This window comes from Micromonospora sp. WMMC241 (assembly GCF_027460165.1).
In the GTDB taxonomy this organism is placed as follows: domain Bacteria; phylum Actinomycetota; class Actinomycetes; order Mycobacteriales; family Micromonosporaceae; genus Micromonospora; species Micromonospora humi.
In genome coordinates, this window is sequence record NZ_JAPZBF010000001.1 from 2,295,159 (window position 1) to 2,311,876 (window position 16,718).

18 protein-coding genes are annotated in these 16,718 nt (G+C 74.8%); 14 read left to right on the forward strand and 4 right to left on the reverse strand.

Annotated elements, in window-relative coordinates; all coding sequences use genetic code 11:
• Positions 1-70: 70 nt before the first annotated feature.
• The 13 genes from O7598_RS10725 to O7598_RS10785 all read left to right on the forward strand — a co-directional run bounded on the left by O7598_RS10725 (position 71) and on the right by O7598_RS10785 (position 13,335).
• On the forward strand, positions 71-574 hold the full coding sequence (locus O7598_RS10725) for a hypothetical protein (RefSeq protein ID WP_269691172.1): 504 nt from the start codon (positions 71-73) through the stop codon (positions 572-574).
• Entirely contained in the window at positions 571-1,260 is a 690-nt protein-coding gene (locus O7598_RS10730) for a hypothetical protein (RefSeq protein WP_269691173.1), read from the forward strand. Before O7598_RS10725 ends, O7598_RS10730 begins: the two co-directional genes overlap by 4 nt.
• 56 nt (positions 1,261-1,316) lie before the next feature.
• A complete protein-coding gene (locus tag O7598_RS10735) occupies positions 1,317-1,688 on the forward strand; it encodes a hypothetical protein (RefSeq protein WP_269691174.1) in 372 nt (123 codons plus the stop codon).
• A 3-nt stretch (positions 1,689-1,691) separates the two neighbouring features.
• Positions 1,692-2,438, forward strand: coding sequence for a hypothetical protein (locus tag O7598_RS10740; RefSeq protein ID WP_269691175.1), 747 nt, complete (start codon positions 1,692-1,694; stop codon positions 2,436-2,438).
• Entirely contained in the window at positions 2,431-3,924 is a 1,494-nt protein-coding gene (locus O7598_RS10745; RefSeq protein ID WP_269691176.1) for a hypothetical protein, read from the forward strand. Before O7598_RS10740 ends, O7598_RS10745 begins: the two co-directional genes overlap by 8 nt.
• A gap of 21 nt (positions 3,925-3,945) precedes the next feature.
• Complete coding sequence (locus tag O7598_RS10750) at positions 3,946-5,445, forward strand: SCO6880 family protein (RefSeq protein ID WP_269691177.1); 1,500 nt, start codon at positions 3,946-3,948, stop codon at positions 5,443-5,445.
• The gene (locus O7598_RS10755) at positions 5,442-7,205 is read left to right on the forward strand and encodes an ATP/GTP-binding protein (RefSeq protein WP_269691178.1); all 1,764 of its coding nucleotides are present in this window, start codon (positions 5,442-5,444) and stop codon (positions 7,203-7,205) included. Before O7598_RS10750 ends, O7598_RS10755 begins: the two co-directional genes overlap by 4 nt.
• Positions 7,202-8,950 carry a type IV secretory system conjugative DNA transfer family protein gene (locus tag O7598_RS10760; RefSeq protein WP_269691179.1) on the forward strand — a complete coding sequence of 583 codons (1,749 nt, stop codon included), beginning with the start codon at positions 7,202-7,204 and terminating at the stop codon, positions 8,948-8,950. Before O7598_RS10755 ends, O7598_RS10760 begins: the two co-directional genes overlap by 4 nt.
• A gap of 6 nt (positions 8,951-8,956) precedes the next feature.
• Positions 8,957-10,396 carry a glycoside hydrolase family 19 protein gene (locus O7598_RS10765; protein WP_269691180.1) on the forward strand — a complete coding sequence of 480 codons (1,440 nt, stop codon included), beginning with the start codon at positions 8,957-8,959 and terminating at the stop codon, positions 10,394-10,396.
• The gene (locus tag O7598_RS10770; RefSeq protein ID WP_269691181.1) at positions 10,390-10,776 is read left to right on the forward strand and encodes a DUF4913 domain-containing protein; all 387 of its coding nucleotides are present in this window, start codon (positions 10,390-10,392) and stop codon (positions 10,774-10,776) included. The genes O7598_RS10765 and O7598_RS10770 overlap by 7 nt, the downstream gene beginning before the upstream one ends.
• A gap of 94 nt (positions 10,777-10,870) precedes the next feature.
• Positions 10,871-11,749, forward strand: a complete 879-nt coding sequence (locus O7598_RS10775; RefSeq protein WP_269691182.1) for an ABC transporter ATP-binding protein — start codon at positions 10,871-10,873, stop codon at positions 11,747-11,749.
• Positions 11,746-12,762: an ABC transporter permease subunit gene (locus tag O7598_RS10780; protein WP_269691183.1), complete on the forward strand. Its 1,017-nt coding sequence runs from the start codon at positions 11,746-11,748 to the stop codon at positions 12,760-12,762. The genes O7598_RS10775 and O7598_RS10780 overlap by 4 nt, the downstream gene beginning before the upstream one ends.
• 33 nt (positions 12,763-12,795) lie before the next feature.
• On the forward strand, positions 12,796-13,335 hold the full coding sequence (locus tag O7598_RS10785) for a GNAT family N-acetyltransferase (protein WP_269691184.1): 540 nt from the start codon (positions 12,796-12,798) through the stop codon (positions 13,333-13,335).
• Between the two features lie 8 nt (positions 13,336-13,343).
• On the opposite strand, the gene O7598_RS10790 is transcribed toward O7598_RS10785, so the two are convergent.
• Entirely contained in the window at positions 13,344-13,544 is a 201-nt protein-coding gene (locus tag O7598_RS10790) for a DUF397 domain-containing protein (protein ID WP_442929848.1), read from the reverse strand.
• On the reverse strand, positions 13,535-14,332 hold the full coding sequence (locus O7598_RS10795; protein WP_269691185.1) for a helix-turn-helix domain-containing protein: 798 nt from the start codon (positions 14,330-14,332) through the stop codon (positions 13,535-13,537). Before O7598_RS10795 ends, O7598_RS10790 begins: the two co-directional genes overlap by 10 nt.
• 187 nt (positions 14,333-14,519) lie before the next feature.
• Between O7598_RS10795 and O7598_RS10800 the strand changes: the two genes are divergently transcribed.
• Positions 14,520-14,834 (forward strand): hypothetical protein, encoded by a 315-nt coding sequence (locus O7598_RS10800; protein WP_091055321.1) that lies wholly within the window; start codon positions 14,520-14,522, stop codon positions 14,832-14,834.
• Between the two features lie 5 nt (positions 14,835-14,839).
• Here the strand turns inward: O7598_RS10800 and O7598_RS10805 are convergent, their stop codons facing one another.
• On the reverse strand, positions 14,840-15,496 hold the full coding sequence (locus O7598_RS10805; RefSeq protein WP_269691186.1) for a response regulator: 657 nt from the start codon (positions 15,494-15,496) through the stop codon (positions 14,840-14,842).
• Positions 15,493-16,635 (reverse strand): sensor histidine kinase, encoded by a 1,143-nt coding sequence (locus O7598_RS10810; RefSeq protein WP_269691187.1) that lies wholly within the window; start codon positions 16,633-16,635, stop codon positions 15,493-15,495. The genes O7598_RS10805 and O7598_RS10810 overlap by 4 nt, the downstream gene beginning before the upstream one ends.
• Positions 16,636-16,718 lie beyond the last annotated feature (83 nt).

Genomic DNA, 16,718 nt, shown 5'->3' on the forward strand with positions numbered 1-16,718 from the left:
CTCCGGCGGGGTTCCGCCGGTGGCGGTCGGCGCGCGCGACGGACGACCGGGAGGGGAGGCGGGGCGGGCGATGAGCCGACCGATGGTGCTGGGGCGACCGCGGGAGCGCGACGAGCGTCCGGTGCGGGGCCGCGACGCTCTCTCCGACGAGGGCATCGGCTGGATCGGCGCGCACGGCGGCGCCGGCGCCAGCACGCTGACCCGCCTGCTCGGCGGCGTGGACATCGGCTGCCGCTGGCCCGATCCGGCGATCGGCGAGCCGGCCCGGGTCGCGGTGGTGGGCCGGACCAACTCCGACGGGTTGCGGGCGGTCTCCCGGGCGCTGAACGCGATGCGGGAGGGCCGGCATCCGGCCGGAATGCGACTGGTGGGCGTGGTGCTGATCGCCGACGCCCCGGGCCGGCTGCCGGCGCCGCTGCTCGGCCGGATCCGGCTGCTGCGTGCGATCGCCCCGGTGCACCGGGTGCCGTGGATCCCGTCGTACCGGATCGGGGTGGAACCGCAGCGGCCGCCGCGCCAACTGGCCCGGCTGGCGGCCCTGGCCGACGCCCGACCCGGGCGGGGGGCGCGGTGAGCCGGCCGGTCCGCTCCGGCGCGACGATCGTCGCCCTGGTCCTGGCGCTGCTCGCGTTCGCGCCGCCGGGTGCGGCGGTGGCCGCCGGCAGCTACACGGTGACGGTGGACGGCGGCGGCGCCGGTTTCCTCTACAAGATCTGCCTGAAGACCACCACCACGGTGAACACCTACCCGGCCGGGGGCGGCGACCGCGTCTGCTCCGGCAAGAAGGGCTCGACGGACGGGTCGTTCGACCTGACCGCCGAGTACACCGACGGCGACACGGTCTGGATGGACGTCGAGATGCTCGTCGACCTGAGCGGCCACTCGCGGACCAAGGACGACGTGGACATCACCGGGTCGCACTCGTGCACCCTCAAGGGCGCCCTGTACGCGGGCAAGTTCAAGTGCGAGAACGCGATCAACAAGAAGAGCTTCGAGGCGCCGTCGATCGAGCCGTACCAGGTGGCCGTGGACGACCCGAACGCCCCGGTGGTGCAGCTGCTCTCCCTGATGGCGTGGTGCGTGAGCGCCGCCGCCGTGGTCGGCCTGCTGCTGACCGGCATGACGCTGGCGTCGCAGTTGCGGCGCGGCGCGCTGGAGGAGCGGACCGAGTACACCAAGCAGATCGCGTTCGTGATGGCGGCGTGCCTGCTCGCGACCACCGCCGGGCCGATCGTCCAGGCCCTCGGATTCAGCCAGTGACCACCCGACCGGCCACCGGCCGGCTGTTCGACCCCTGCCACCTCGAAGGAGCACCCATGGCCCTCTCCGACCTCTACTACAGCGGTCTGGTGCGGATCCCGTTCGGCATCCGCCTCGCGCCCCACCTGGGACCGTCCGACGGCAGCGAGGTGCCGAAGCCGAGCACCGGCGATGACGCGGTGCCCACCGAACTCGCCACGAAGGTCGAGCAGGCGCTCGGCCTGGTCGCCTGGGCGGGCACCGCGGCGGGCGTGCTCGGCGTCCTGATCACCGGTGCGGTGATGGCCATCTCGCACAAGCGCGGGGAGAGCTCCGAGCACATGAGCCGGCTCGGCATGGTGCTGGGCGGCTGCATCCTGGTCGCCACCGCCGGCCCGATCGTGACCTGGGTCTTCGGCACCGGCGGCGGCGAGGGCGAGGGGAACTGACGTATGCGTGCGCGACACGTATCCGAGCCGGCGGAGGACGGGCCGTTCTGGCGGCACCGCCGGTGGCAGGTGTCGGCGGGTTTCCTGGTGCTGGCGCTCTGCGCCGGTATCGGCGCGGCGCTCTACGGGGGCGGGGACGCCGGGTCCCGGGCCGCGCCGCCGGCCGGCCCGACGATCGGCGGGCTCGCGCCGGACGGGTCGCGGCCGCAGGGCTGCCGCACGGTGGACACCGCGCAGCCGATCCCGACCGCGGCGCCGGACGACGTCACCTGGCGGCCGGTGAACGGCGCGCAGACGCCCTTCTCCGCCTCGGCCGGCCCGCTGCGGAGCACCGGGCCGCTGCGCTGGTGTTTCGCGCACACCCCGATGGGCGCGGTGCTGGCGGTGCACACCATCTCGCGGCAGATGAGCGGCCCGGACTGGCGGGTGGTCAGCGGTCAGCAGCTCGTGCCCGGCCTGGGACGGGACTACTTCGACGCGATGCGCGAGTCGCTGCCGGAGGACGGCCCGCCGCAGACCACCAACCGGCTCGCCGGGTTCCTGGTGGTGCGCTACACGCCCCGCACGGCGGTGGTCCGGGTGCTGGTCCGGCAGGCGACAGCGCGGTACTTCTCGGTGGACTACACGGCGGACTGGAACGGCGTGGACTGGCGGCTGCGCCCGTTGAACTCGGGCGGCCTGTACGGGCCGGTCACCCCGGTCCTGTCGCTGGCCGGCTTCGTGCTGTGGAACGAGGCCGGGCATGGCTGAGTGCGCGACCGGCGACGCCGTCTACATCGGCGAGATCGGGCAGGTCGTCGGCTTCTTCGAGCGGGGCATCGACGGCATCCTCAGCGACATCGCCGGCGCGATCATGGGCGCGGCGGTGGAGCTGTTCGCCAACCTCGGCGACGTGCCGACGCTGGGTGACGAGAAGATCAACGACCAGATCCACCTGCAGACCGACTGGCTCGTGGTGACCATCGCGGTGGCGTCGCTGCTGGCCGCCGCGTTCCGGATGGCGTTGCTGCGCCGGGGCCAGTCGCTGTGGACCGCGCTGCAGGGCCTGGTCCGCATGGTGCTGACCGTGGGCGCGGCCTGGACCGTGCTCAACCTGCTCGCCACCGAGGCCGACCGGTACAGCGACCACCTCTACGACCAGGGCATCAAGGCGCAGCTCAAGCTGATCGCGAACTGCGGGACCGACGGCCTGACCGCCTTCCTGCTGATCATCATCGGCCTGCTCCTGCTCATCGCCGGCTGCGTCCACGTGATCCTGATGTATGTGCGGCTCGGCGCGATGGTGCTGCTCACCGGCACCCTGCCGCTGGCCGCCGCGGCGTCGATGACCGAGTCGGGCGGCGGGTGGTGGCGCAAGCACATCGCCTGGATGGTGGCCTGGTTGGCGTTCAAGCCGGTGGTCGGGCTGATCATGTATTCCGGGGCGGCGATGATCGGCTCGGTCGACGGTGACGCCAAGCACTACAAGCTTGCCGGCGCCGCGATCCTGCTGATGGCCGCCGTCGCGCTGCCCGCGCTGATGCGGCTGGTCGTACCGGCGATGGCGGCGCTCGGCTCGTCCGACGGGGTGGGCGCGGGCGTGGCCGCCGGCGCGGCCGCGGCGGGCGCGGTGGCGAGCGGGGCCAAGCGGATCGCCGGCGGCGGTCACGGCGGGGGCGGGGGCGGTGGCGCGGCCCGGTCGTCGGGCGGCGGCGGCTCACCGTCCGGCGCGGTGTCCAAGGGCGGTGGCGCCTCGAAGACGGACGGCGCGTCGAAGGCCGACGGCGCAACCACGGCGGACGGCGCGACGCAGACGGAGGGCGGTGCCACCGCCGACGGCGCATCCGACACCGCGTCGACGTCCGACACCGCGTCCACGTCCGGCGGCGGGCAGAAGGCGTCGGGCAGCACACCGGCGGCCGGCGGCACACCGGCGACCGGCGGTGAGCCGGCGTCGGGAAGCACGCCCGCGCCGCCGAGCGAACCCGCGCCCGCCGGCACCGCCTCCGGCAGCACCCCCGCACCGGCGAGCGAGCCGGCGCCGGCGAGCAGCCCACCGTCCGGCAGCGACCCGGCAGGCGGCGGATCGGGCGGTGGCGGCGGGCGCCGCGCCGTGTCGACGGCCGGCCGGGTGGTCAGCGGCGCGGTCGGGGCCGCCGCCTGGACCGTGCAGAAGAGCGCCGGCGCCGTCGCCGGCACCCACCGGCACGCCGCCGGCATCGCCCGCGGCGCGCTGCCGGACCCCGACCGCGACTAGGCCCGGCCCAGGAGGACGACCATGAGCACCGCAATCGACCAGATCAAGACACCCACGTACGGCAACTGGCGCCGCCCCCGCAAGGCCGGCCTGGGCTCGTTGGGCCTGATCGGCACCTTCGGCCTCTTCGGCGGCCTCGTCGTGGTCCTGCTCGCGTCCATGATCTCGCTGGACGCGGCAGTGGTGGTGGGCCTGCCGTTCGCGCTGACGCTGGCGCCGCTGGCGATCCGTACCCAGGACGGCCGCAACGTCTTCCAGATGGCCGGCGTCCGGGTCGGCTGGCTGCGCCGCAGGTCGAAGCGGCAGCACCTCTACGTGTCCGGGCCGCTGTCGTCCCGGCCCGGCGGCCGGTTCCGCCCGCCCGGCCTGCTGAGCCGGGTGACCATGCTGGAGGGCCGCGACCCGTACGACCGGCCGTTCGGGGTGCTGCACCACCGCAACCGGCACCAGTACACCATCGTGCTGAGCTGCGAGCCCGACGGCGGTTCGCTCGTCGACCCGGACCAGGTGGACACGTGGGTGGCGCTGTGGGGCGAGTGGCTGTCCCGGCTGGCCCACGAGCCGGGGCTGCGCGGCGCGTCGGTGGTGGTGGAGACCGCGCCGGACCCGGGCACCCGGCTCGCCACCGAGGTGCTGGGTCGGCTCTCCCCGGACGCGCCGCCCGCCGCGCGGGCGGTGATGGAGGAGGTGGTGCGCTCCTACCCGGACGCGTCGTCGGAGATGAACACCTACCTGACGCTGACCTACTCGGCGCCCGGTGGGGCCCGGCGTGACGACGACACCATGCTCGCCGACCTGGCGCTGCGGTTGCAGGGGATCCTGAACGGGCTGGTGGCCGCCGGCGGCGGGTCGGCGGAGCCGCTGTCCGCGGAGCGGATCGCCGAGGTCGTCCGGGTCGCGTACGACCCGGCCGCCGCGGCCGAGGTGCTCGACGTACGCGCCCGGCACGGCCGGACCGGGCTGGAGTGGGAGGACGCCGGGCCGGCCGCGGCGGTCGAGACGGTCACCTCCTACCAGCACGATTCCGGGGTGTCCCGGAGCTGGCTGCTGACCATGGCGCCGCGCGGCGTGGTGCGCTCGGGCATCCTGCGCAGCATCCTCGACCCGACCGCCGGCGTCCGCCGCAAGCGGGTGGCGCTCGTCTACCGCCCGATCGACCCGGCGACCTCCGCCCGGATCGTCGAGTCGGACCGCCGGTCCGCCCAGTTCATGGCGAACTCGACGAAGGGCCTGGTCCGGGCGCGGGCGGTCGCGGAGATCCAGGCGGCCGAGCAGACCGCGGCGGAGGAGGCCTCCGGCGCCGGTCTGGTGGAGTTCTCGATGCTCGTGACGCTGACCGTCGACTCGGCCGCCGAGGTACGCGACGCGAACGTGACGATGCGCAACCTGCTCGGCGCCACCCGGATCGCGATGCGACCGGCGGACCGGATGCAGGCGGCGGCGTTCACCTGCGCCCTGCCGGTCGGCATCCTGCCCTGGGAGCAGTCGATCGTCCCGCAGGACCTCCAGGAGGCGCTGTGACGGCCGGAGCGGGCGCGGAGGGCGCCCGGGTGCCGCACTTCGCCGCGGGCTGGCCCCGCCGCACGTCCGGGCCGACCACCGCGATGTCCGGCCTGGTCGTGCCGGACGTCGACGCGCAGGAGCGGGAGCCCGACGAGACCGACGGGCAGACCCCCCGGGCGCTGCGGCGGGCCCGGCGGCGACGGGCCGCCGAGGAGGCGGCCGAGCGGCGGTACCGGCAGCGGCTGGCCCGGCAGGACGACGCCGACGGGGTGCCGCACCGCGGCTCGCCCGCCGTGGGCGGCGGCCGGGTGGCCACGCTGGACCCGCCGACGATGTGGCGGGCCACCACCGTGCAGGCGTGCGGGCTCTGGCCGTTCGCCTCCGGTTCCGGCGCCCCGATGACCGGGGTCCCGCTGGGCCAGCACATCAGCACCGGCGCGACGGTCTGCGGCGACCCGCTCAACTGGTTCACCCGGGCGCGCTACATCTCCAACCCGTCGTTGTTCATGCTCGGCATGCCGGGTCTCGGCAAGTCCACGCTGATCAACCGGATGCTGATCGGCCTGGCCGGGCAGGGCGTCGTCCCGCTGGTGCTCGGTGACCTGAAGCCGGACTACGCGGACACCGTCCGCGCGCTCGGCGGGCAGGTCATCTCCATCGCCCGGGGCGTCGGCGGGCTCAACGTGCTGGATCCGGGCGCGATGGGCGCGGCGGCCGCGCGCATCGGTGGGCAGGCCGGCGAGGCGCTGGCCGCCGAGTCCCACGGCCGGGTGCTGAACATGGTCGCCGCGCTGCTGACCATCGTGCGCGGCGCGCCGATCAGCGACCACGAGCAGTCGGTGCTGTCGGCCTGCCTGCGGCACCTGCGCGAGCGCACCGGGCCGGGCCGGACGTACCGGCTGCCGGACCTGCTCGCGGTGCTGGAGTCCGGGCCGCCGCAGGTCCGGCAGGTCACCCTGGACCGGGGTCAGGAGTCCCGGTACCGGGACGCGGTCGACCCGCTGCACCGGTCGCTGCTGGGCATCGTGGACGGCCCGCTGGGCGACACGTTCGCCTCGGAGACCGCCACCCGGATCGACCCCGACGCCACCGCGGTCTGCATCGACATCTCCCGTATCGGGGAGGCGGACGGCCAGTTGACCGCCGCCGCGATGCTCGCCGCCTGGTCCGACGGCCTGGGTACGGTGTCCGCCTCGCACGCCCTCGCCGACGCCGGGTTGGCGCCGCGCCGCTGGTTCTTCACCGTGCTGGACGAGCTGTGGCGCCCGCTGCGGGCGGCGTCCGGCATCGTCGACCGGATCGACGCGCTGACCCGGCTGAACCGTTCGCTCGGCCTGGCCGACGCGAAGATCACCCACACCCTGAAGGACGCCGAGGCGCTGGGGAGCGAGGCGGACAAGGCCAAGGCGCGCGGTTTCGTGGAGCGTGCGGGCATGGTCGCCTGCGCCGGCCTGCCGAGGGCGGAGATGGAGGAGCTGGCCCGCGTGGTGGGGCTGTCCCGGCGCGAGATCGATCTGGTGTCGTCCTGGTCGTCGCCGGCCGGCTGGGCGCAGGACGGCGGCAACGAGGAGCCGCCCGGCCGGGGCCGGTTCCTGATCAAGGTGGGTGGGCGGCCCGGCATCCCGATCCGGGTCGCGATCACCGACGCCGAGCGGCACCTGCACGACACGAACACGCGGTGGATCGCCAACGGCGACGCCGAGCGGATGCTCGCCGAACGGGCCGCGGTGGTGCGTGCCGTGACGGCCGGCGACCGGCCCGGCGGGGCGGCCCGATGAGGCGCGGCGCGGGCGGCGACCTGCTGCCCTGGCTCATTCCCGGGCTCGCGCTCGTCAACCTCGCCGCGTTCGTGCTGCTGTGGCTCGGCGGCACGCTCGCCGCCGCGCTCGGCGGCTACGGCTGGCAGCCGCCGCCGTTCCGCCTGGACGTCTACCTGAGCCTGCTCGGTGGCGGCGCCGGAGCGGTGTGGCCGGGTGTGCCCCCGGCCCTGGTGTACGCGGGCGCGATCGCGCTGCTGCCGCTGCTCGCCGCGCCGGTGGTCGCCGGGACCCGCGCGGTGGTCCGCCGGCTGGGCGTCCAGTCGTCGAACCTGGCCGGCCCGGCCGACCTGCGGGGGATGACCGGCAAGGCGGCCGAGGCCCGGGCCCGGGAGCTGCGCCCCTCGTTGCGCGACGTGCCCCGGCTGCGCCCGGACGACACCGGCAACCTGCTCGGCGACCTGCTGCCGTCGGGCCCGGAGCTGCGGTCCTCGTACGAGGACGTGGAGCTGGACCTGATGGCCCCGCGCGCCGGCAAGTCCACCGGCATCGCCGTTCCCCGGGTGCTGCGGGCGCCCGGCGCGGTGCTGTTGACCTCCAACAAGTCCGACGTCTATCTGGTCACCCGGCAGGAGCGGGCGCGGGTGGGCCGGGTGTGGACGTTCGACCCGCAGGGCATCGTCTACTCCGAGCGCGACATGTGGTGGGACATGCTCGGCGGTTGCCGCACGCTGGAGGGCGCGCGGCGGCTCGCCGGGCACTTCGTCAGCTCGGTCAACGACGACGCGTCCAAGAAGGACTTCTGGATCGCCGCCGCGCAGAACACCCTCACCGCGCTGTTCCTGGCCGCCGCGCACGGTGGCGCGACGGTCGGCGAGATGCTGGGCTGGCTCGCCGACCCGGGCGACCGTACCCCGATCGACCTGCTCCGCGACGCCGGCCTGGACGCGATGGCCGACCAGCTCCAGGGCACCGTACGCGGGGCGGTGCAGACCCGCGACGGCATCTACGAGACGTCCCGGCAGTGCGTCGCCTGCCTGCTCGACCCGGAGATCCTGGCCTGGGTCAGCCCCGACCCGGACCGCCCGGAGTTCGTGCCGGAGGAGCACGTGCTCGGCCGGGACACGCTCTACCTGCTGTCCAAGGACGGCGGCGGGTCGGCCGCCGGGGTGATCGCCGGGCTGGCGGACGCGGTGGTGCGGGCCGGCGTGGTGGCCGCCGAGCGGATGGGCGGCCGGCTGGACCCGCCGATGACCGCCGTGCTGGACGAGGCGGCGAACGTGTGCCGCATCGCCGACCTGCCCGACCTCTACAGCCACCTCGGCTCGCGCGGCATCAGCGTGGTGACGCTGTTGCAGAGCTACCGGCAGGGGGTGCGGGTCTGGGGCGACGCCGGGATGGACGCGTTGTGGAGCGCGGCCACGGTCAAGCTGCTGGGCGCCGGGCTGGACGACGCCGACTTCGTGGACAAGGTGGCCCGCCTGGTGGGGCAGCACGACGTGCGTACCCCGACCTACTCCCGGTCCCGCGACGGCTCGTCCCGGTCGGTGTCGTACCGGCAGGAGCAGGCGCTGCCGGCGGACCGGATCCGGGCGTTGCCCAAGGGGACGGCGCTGCTGCTGGCGACCGGCGTACGGCCGGCGGTGATCCGGCTGCGGCCCTGGTTCAAGGAGCCGGACGCGGCGCCGATCGCGGCGGCGGCGAAGGCCGAGGCGCAGGCCGTGACCGAACGCGCGGCGGCGGCCTGGCGCCAGCGGGCCGGGTGAGCGCCGGTGTCCAAGCTGGCGGCCGCGCGGGCCGCGCACCAGACCGCGACGAACCGGTTCGGGACCACCCAGCTCGCCTGGCTGGTCATCTCGATGGTCGGGATGCTCCCGCTCGCGGCGATGGCGGCGCTGGCCCTGATCGTCCTGGTGGTCGTCATCCTGCTCAGCGGCTCGCAGATGACCTCCTACTCCCCGGACCCGGAGAGCACGCTCGGGCCGGGCGCCGGCGGCAGCGTGCTCACCGAACTCGCCGGCGGTGACGGCCGCGGCGGGTTCCAGGAGTCCGGCGTGCCGGAGAAGGACCTGGTCGCGCCGATCCGGGCCGCCGCCCGGGAGTGCGACCTGCTCACCCCGGTGATCCTCGCGGCGCAGATCGAGTACGCGTCGGACTTCGACGCGGACAAGGAGGGCCAGGAGGGCCGCAAGGGGTTGTCCCAGTTGACCCCCGAGGTGTTCGAGCGCTACGGCGAGGACGACGACGACAGCGGCGAGGCGTCGGCGCTGGACCCGGAGGACTCGATCCACGCCCACGCCCGGTACTTCTGCCACCTGGCCGAGGAGACCCAGCGGATGCTGGACGAGGAGACCGTCGTCGGCGACCACCTCACGCTCACCCTGATGGCCTGGGACCAGGGCCTGGAGGCGGTGAAGGCGCAGGGCGGCATGCCGGTCATCCTGATGGACAGCTACCCGTTGCGGGTGCGTGGCCTGTTCGCCCGCTACACCATCGGCGGCACGGACACGTCCACCGCCACGCCGTCGCCGGAGCTGCCCCCGTCGGTGTCCGTCGGGTCGGGGAAGCGCGTGGTCCCGGACGGCGACGGCGCACCGCTGACCGGGTCGACGTTCGACACCCTGTTCCCGGGCCGCGACTCCTTCTACACGTACGCCGGGCTCACCGACGCGATGGCGAAGTTCCCGGCGTTCGCCGCCACCGGCGACGAGGCGACCCGGCGGCGGGAACTGGCGGCGTTCCTGGCCAACGTCGACCACGAGACCGGCGGCCTGGCGCACGTCGACGAGATCGACCGGGCCGCCTGGGGCACCTACTGCGACGGCGGTCAGCCCTACGGGTGCCCGGCCGGCCGGACCGCCTACCACGGGCGGGGGCCGATCCAGTTGAGCTGGAACAGCAACTACAAGGCGGCCGGCGACGCGCTCGGGCTCGACCTGCTCGGCAACCCGGACCTGGTGGCGACCGACCCGTCGGTGGCGTGGCAGACCGCGCTCTGGTTCTGGATGACCCAGCGCGGCGCGGGCACCACCACCCCGCACGCGGCGATCACCGGCGGCGAGGGCTTCGGCGGCACGATCCGCAGCATCAACGGCGCGCTGGAGTGCGGCGGCGGCAACGCCGGGCAGGTGGGCAAGCGGGTCGACGCGTACCGGCGGATCACCGCCGCGCTCGACGTCGACCCCGGTGACGAGGGGACGTTGCGGTGCTGACCGACGAGCCGGCGCGGAAGCCGTTCTTCGTCCTCTACCTGGACGGCCCCGAGTACGCCGAGGAACTGCGCCGGTTGGCCGCCTGGGTGGAGGGCCTGCTGCTGCCGGTCTACGGCGGCGAGGTCACCTCCGGCGCGCCGTGGTGCCCGCGCTGGTGGGAGCATCCGGAGGCGATCGCCTACCTGCACGGGCTGTGGCTCGCCTGGCAGGAGCGGACCTCCCCGCGGGCGGCGCCCTCGGACCCGGCGGTGTGGCACCAGAACCACCTGTGGCCGACGATGAGCACGCTGCGCGACCCCGCCGGCCCGTTCGCCGGCTGCAAGCCCGGCGGGCACCGGCCCAAGGACCGCCCCTGGGTCGAGCGCTACGAGGACGGGTGACGGCGGGGAAACCGGCCGAAAGGACGGTGCCCGGCGCGGCCGACCCGTCGTCGGGCCGATGCCGGCGCGGGGCCGGATCCGCAGGATCGGAGGCATGTCACCCTCCGATCTCGCGCTCCAGGCCCGGGGCCTGACCAAACGGTACGGCCGCCGGCCGGCGCTGTCCGACTGCGACCTCGACCTGCCCCGGGGGCGGGTGGTCGGCCTGGTCGGCCCGAACGGCGCCGGCAAGTCCACCCTGCTGAACCTGGCCTGCGGGCTGACCACACCGACGGCGGGCACGCTGCGGGTGCTCGGCGCCCCGCCCGCGGCCGACGCCGCGCACCTGGCCCGGGTCGGGTTCGTCGCCCAGGACACCCCGGTGTACGCCACCCTCTCGGTCGCCGACCACCTGCGGATGGGTGCGCGGTTGAACCCGTCCTGGGACCGGGCGCTGGCCGAGCGGCGGATCGCCCAGGTGGGGCTGGACCCGGGGCAGAAGGCGGGGCGGCTCTCCGGCGGCCAGCGGGCGCAGTTGGCGCTCACCGTCGCCGTGGCGAAGCGCCCCGAGCTGCTGATCCTCGACGAGCCGGCCGCCGCGCTGGACCCGCTGGCCCGCGACGGGTTCCTGCGCACCCTGCTGGAGGTGGTCGCCGAGCTGGGCGCGAGCGCGATCCTCTCCTCGCACCTGCTCGGCGACGTGGCGCGGGCCTGCGACCACCTCGTCGTGCTGGGCGCGTCCCGGGTGCAGGTCGCCGGGGACGTGACCGACCTGCTGGCCCGGCACCACCGGCTGGTCGCCCCGCGCGGCGAGCTGGACCGGCTGCCGGCCGGGGCCGAGGTGGTCCTCACCCGGCACACCGGGGCGCACAGCCATGCCGTGGTGCGCGTCGACGGCCCGCCGCCGCGCACACCGTGGCGCGTGGAGCCGGTCGGGCTGGAGGAACTGGTGCTGAGCTACCTGACCCGGGCGGCGGGGGAGGGCGACCGATGATCTGGACCACCTGGCGGCAGTTCCGGATGCCGGCCCTGGTCGGCGTGGTGGCGCTGACGCTGTTCGCCGTCTACGTCGTACACCTCGGCCTGGACGTCCGGGACGCCTACGACGGCTACCGCGCCCGGTGCGCCGGCACGCCCGACTGCCCCGGGCTGCGGCAGCTCGCGGTCGACTACGAGAACACCTCGCTGTACCTGGCGGCGCTGCTCGGGCCGGTGCCCGGCCTGCTCGGCATGTTCTGGGGCGCGCCGCTGGTGGCCCGGGAGTTGGAGGCCGGCACCCAGCGGCTGGTCTGGAACCAGAGCGTCACCCGGCGCCGCTGGCTCGCCGTCAAGCTGGCCGTGGTCGGCCTGGCCGCGATGGTGGTGACCGGTGTCGCCGCCGCGCTGGTGACCTGGGCGATGAGCCCGGTGGACCGGGTCGCCGACAACCGGTTCAGCACGGTCCTGTTCGGCGCCCGCAACCTCGCCCCGGTGGCGTACGCGGCGTTCGTGGTCGTGCTCGGGGCTCTGATCGGGCTGCTGGTGCGGCGCACCGTGCCGGCCATGGCGCTGACCGCGCTGGTCTTCGTGGTGGTCCAGTTCCTGGTGCCGAACCTGGTCCGGCCGCACCTGCTGCCGGCGGAACACGTCACCGTGGCGATGACCGCGTCGGCGATCAACCAGGCGCGCGGTCTGGGCAGCATCACCGGTGCGCCGGTGGTGCGGGGCCTGGCCGTGCCGGACGCCTGGGTCACCGACGTCAGCGAGCTGCGTACCCGCACCGGCGAGTCGCTCGATCCGAAGGTGTTCGACAGATGCTTCACCGACCCGCCGCGCACCGGCACGGCGGAGGGGCCGTTCGGCGACACCGCGACCTGCCTGGCCGAGCGGGACCTGCACGTGGACGTCGCCTACCAGCCGGTCGGGCGGTACTGGGCGTTCCAGTGGTTGGAGTCGGCTCTCTACCTGCTGCTTGCCGGGCTGCTGGCGGCGGTCGCGTTCCGCCGCATCCACCGCCGCCCGAGCTAGCGCGAGGGGCGGGGACTTGGTGGGATGGTCGGCATGACTGGAATCGGACCCGTCGACTGGCCGCCCGCACCGATCCGCACGGAGCGGCTGGTGCTCCGGGCGTCCGAGGCGCGGGACCGGTCGACGTTCGTCGAGTTGTTGGCGTCGCCGGAGGCGCACGCCTACCTCGGCGGCCCTCGGTCGCGCGACGAGCTGGAGCGGGAACTGCCCGAGGTGCCCGGGCAGTGGCCGGGGAGTTTCGTCGTCGACCTCGACGGGGCGGTGATCGGCCGGGTCCTGCTCCGGCGCGCCACCGAGCATCGCCGTCCGGCGGCGGTGGGTAAGGCCGACCTCGGTTACCTGTTCCTGCCGCACGCCTGGGGTTTCGGGTACGCCACGGAGGCGTGCGTGGCGGTGCTCGACTGGTTCGACCGCGTCCTGCCCGGCGAGCCCGTCATGCTGACCACGCAGTCCGCCAACGTGAAGTCGATGCGCCTCGCGGCGAAGCTGGGGTTCACCGAGGTGGAGCGGTTCCACGCCTGGGACGCCGAGCAGTGGCTCGGGGCGCGGCCCCCGTCGACGCCGTCAGCCTGAGCCTGCGGTCAGCCGGTGGGGCCGATCCGCTTGGCCAGGTCCACGAAGGACCGCCAGGACGCGGCGTCGACGTGCAGGGTGCCGCCGTCGCGGTCCTTAGTGTCGCGGACCAGCACGACGCCCGGCAGGTTGTCGGCGACCTCCACACAGGAGCCACCGTTGCCGCCGGACCGGGTCGACTTCCGCCACTGAGGGGTGGTCAGTGCCATGACTTCGCCACTTCCTTGATCAGCTTGAGGGACTGCCGGCGGGGAAGCGCCTCGTTGCGCACGATCTCCCACGTCCTGGCGAGCCTAGCAACGTCGGCCGGCGCGTCGACGATCTGCGCGGTGAGCTGGTTGTCGGCGTGGATCACCCGGCTGCCGTCGGGTAGCTCGGCGATGATGAACTGCCCGGCCAGTCCCAGGTACATGCCGGCGTCGACCGGCACCACGTGCACCTGGACGTGCTCCAGCACGGCCAGCTCCACCAGGCGGTCGAACTGCTCCGCCATCAGCCCCGGCGCGTCGAGCACCGGCCGGCGGAGCACCGACTCGTCGACGACGGCGACGAGCTGCGGCGGGCGCGGCCCGGTCAGGATCGCCTGCCGGCCGAGTCGGCTCGTGACGATGCGGTCGCACTCCTCCGGGGTGAACCGGCCGCCGGCCAGCGTCGCGCGGGCGTACCGCTCGGTCTGGAGCAGGCCGGGCAGGTAGGACAGCTCGAACCAGCGCAGCGTGGTCGCCTCCCGTTCCACCTCGATCCACTCTCGCAGCCACGTCGGATCGGCGTCGAGCGTGGCCAGCGCGCGCAGCATCCGCTCGAACCGCCCGCCGGTCGCGAACCGCTCGTCGATCGCCCGCGTGTACTCCCGGGTCGGCGCACGCCCTCCGGTCTCCACCGAGCTGACGTGCGACCCCGAGTAGTCGATCCGCCGGCCGAACTCCTCCTGGCTCAGCTCCACCGACGCCCGGAACAGGCGCAGCTCACCCAGCACGTAGGTCGTCGCGCTCCCCATCGTCTCCCCACCCTCCGCCCGGTCGCCGCCGCGGTTCCGCCCACGGCTGCTCAACCGCCCGCCTGAGCTGCGCGGACGCGCCGAGCATGTGTCGACAGTAGTCGGTTGCTCACCAGACTGTCACCGGCGCGAAGCCCGGTCCACGCCGCCACCCGAGGGAGGTTCCGTGTTCACGACGAGACTGCCGATGCCCGGCCCCGGCCCGGAACCCGACCGCCCGCGCGGCTACGGCACGGCCGTGCCGCACACGCCGCTGCGCCCGTCGTGGGCGTGCCGGGCCGACGGCGCGCCGTGGCCCTGCCCGCACGCCCGGCTCGCGCTCAAGGCCGAGTACGACCGCAACCTCGCCGCGCTCACCATCTACCTGGCCGGCCTGCTCTTCGAGGCGATGCGCGACCTCTACCACCTGAACCCGCACGACGGCCCCAGCCCGCAGCAGATGTACCAGCGCTTCCTCGGCTGGAGCCCGTTCCGCCGCCCGATCGTCGAGCCGCCGGACTGAACCGGTCAGGCGCCCTCCACCACCCGGTTCTCCCAGGCCCAGGCGGCGATCTCGACCCGGTTGCGGGCGCCCAGCTTGGTCTGGATGCCGGAGAGGTGACTCTTCACCGTGCTCAGCGAGATGAACAGCTCAGCGGCGATCTCCCGGTTGGTGCGCCCGCGCGCGATCGCCCGGACCACCTCCATCTCCCGCGCGGAGAGCCGGGGGAGCGAGCGCCCCGGCGTCGGCCGGGCGGTCGCGGTGACGTGCCGGAGCAGCCGCATCGTCACCGACGGCGAGACCAGCGCGTCGCCGTGGTGCGCGGCGCGGACCGCCTCGACCAGCAACGCCGGCCCGGCGTCCTTGAGTAGGAAGCCGACCGCCCCGTGGCGCAGCGCGCCGTAGACGTACTCGTCCAGGTCGAAGGTTGTCACCACGATGACCCGCAGCGGGTTCGCCGTGCCCGGCCCGGCCAGCGCCCGAGTCACCTCGATGCCGTCGAGGCGGGGCATCCGAATGTCGACCAGGCAGACGTCCGGGCGCAGCCGGCGGGCCTCGGCGATCGCCTCGACGCCGTCGCACGCCTCGCCCACCACGGCGATGTCCGGCTGCTCCTCCAGGATGAGGCGCAGCCCGCCTCGGACCATCGCCTGGTCGTCGGCGACCAGCACCCGGATGCTCATCGCGGCGTCCGGCCCGTGAGGGGGAGGGTGGCGCGCACTGACCAGCCCCGCCCGTCGTGCGGCCCGGCCCGCAGCGTGCCCCCGAGCGTCCGGACGCGCTCGCCCATCCCCACCAGGCCGTAGCCGCCACGGTGGCCGACCCGGGCCGGGCCCGGCGGCGCGTCGTCCACCACCTCGACGGACACCCCGTCCGGGTCCCGGTCGACGGTGACGGTGACCGACCCGGCGTGCGGGGCGTGCCGGGCCACGTTGGTCAGTGCCTCCTGCACGATCCGGTGGACCGTGGTGGTCACCTCGGGCGGCCACTCCCGCTCGTCCCCGGGCAGCCGCAGGCGCACCGGTGGGCCGTGCCGGCCGAAGCGGGCGACCAGGTCGGTGAGCCGTTCCGGGCCGGGCGCGACGGGCGCCCCGTCGTCGGTGTCCCGCAGCAGCCCGACCACCCGGCGCATGGCGTCCAGCGCGTCGGTGCCGGCCAGCTCGATCCCGGCCAGCATCTCCGGCAGCTTCCCGGGTTGCCGCGCGCCGATCAGTTGCGCGGCCTGGGCCTGCACGACGATGCCGGTGACGTGGTGGGTGACCACGTCGTGCAGTTCACGGGCCAGTTCCAGCCGCTCGTCTCGGCGTACCCTCTCGGTGGTGGCGCGGGCGCGGGCGTCGGCGCGGCGCAGCGCGAGGCCGACCGCGACGGCGGCCAGCCAGCACAGGGTGTCGAGCACCGTCACCGCGGTCAGGCCGTGCTGGTTGTCGAGCGACGTGAGCAGGCTGCCGGCGATCACCAGCAGGCCCGCGCCGGCGACGGCGGCGGCCGTGCGCGCGGGCCGGGCGCGGATCGCGGCGCCGACCAGCACGGCCAGCGCCAGGCCGGTCACCGGGCCGGGCTCCTGCGGCAGGTCCGCGACGAAGGAGATCCCGACCGCGGCGGCGGCCACGCCGAGGCCGGCCGCCGCCGCTCGGACCGGGTCTCGGCGTCGCCGCAGGGCCAGGCCGCAGACGATCACCCCGAGCAGGGCATCGGGTACGGCGTAGCCGGGGCCCCAACTGGTCGCGATCATCACCGCGGTGACCGCCAGGCCGAGGGCGAACACCACGGCGAGCCCGAGATCGAGCAGGAGGCCGGCCGGTCGACGCGTCTCGGTCATGGCACCAGGCTAGGAAAGTCCGAGGCCCGACGAACCGGCCGAAAGTACGGTCCACCGCCTCGCCGCGCCGTCGACCCGCACCT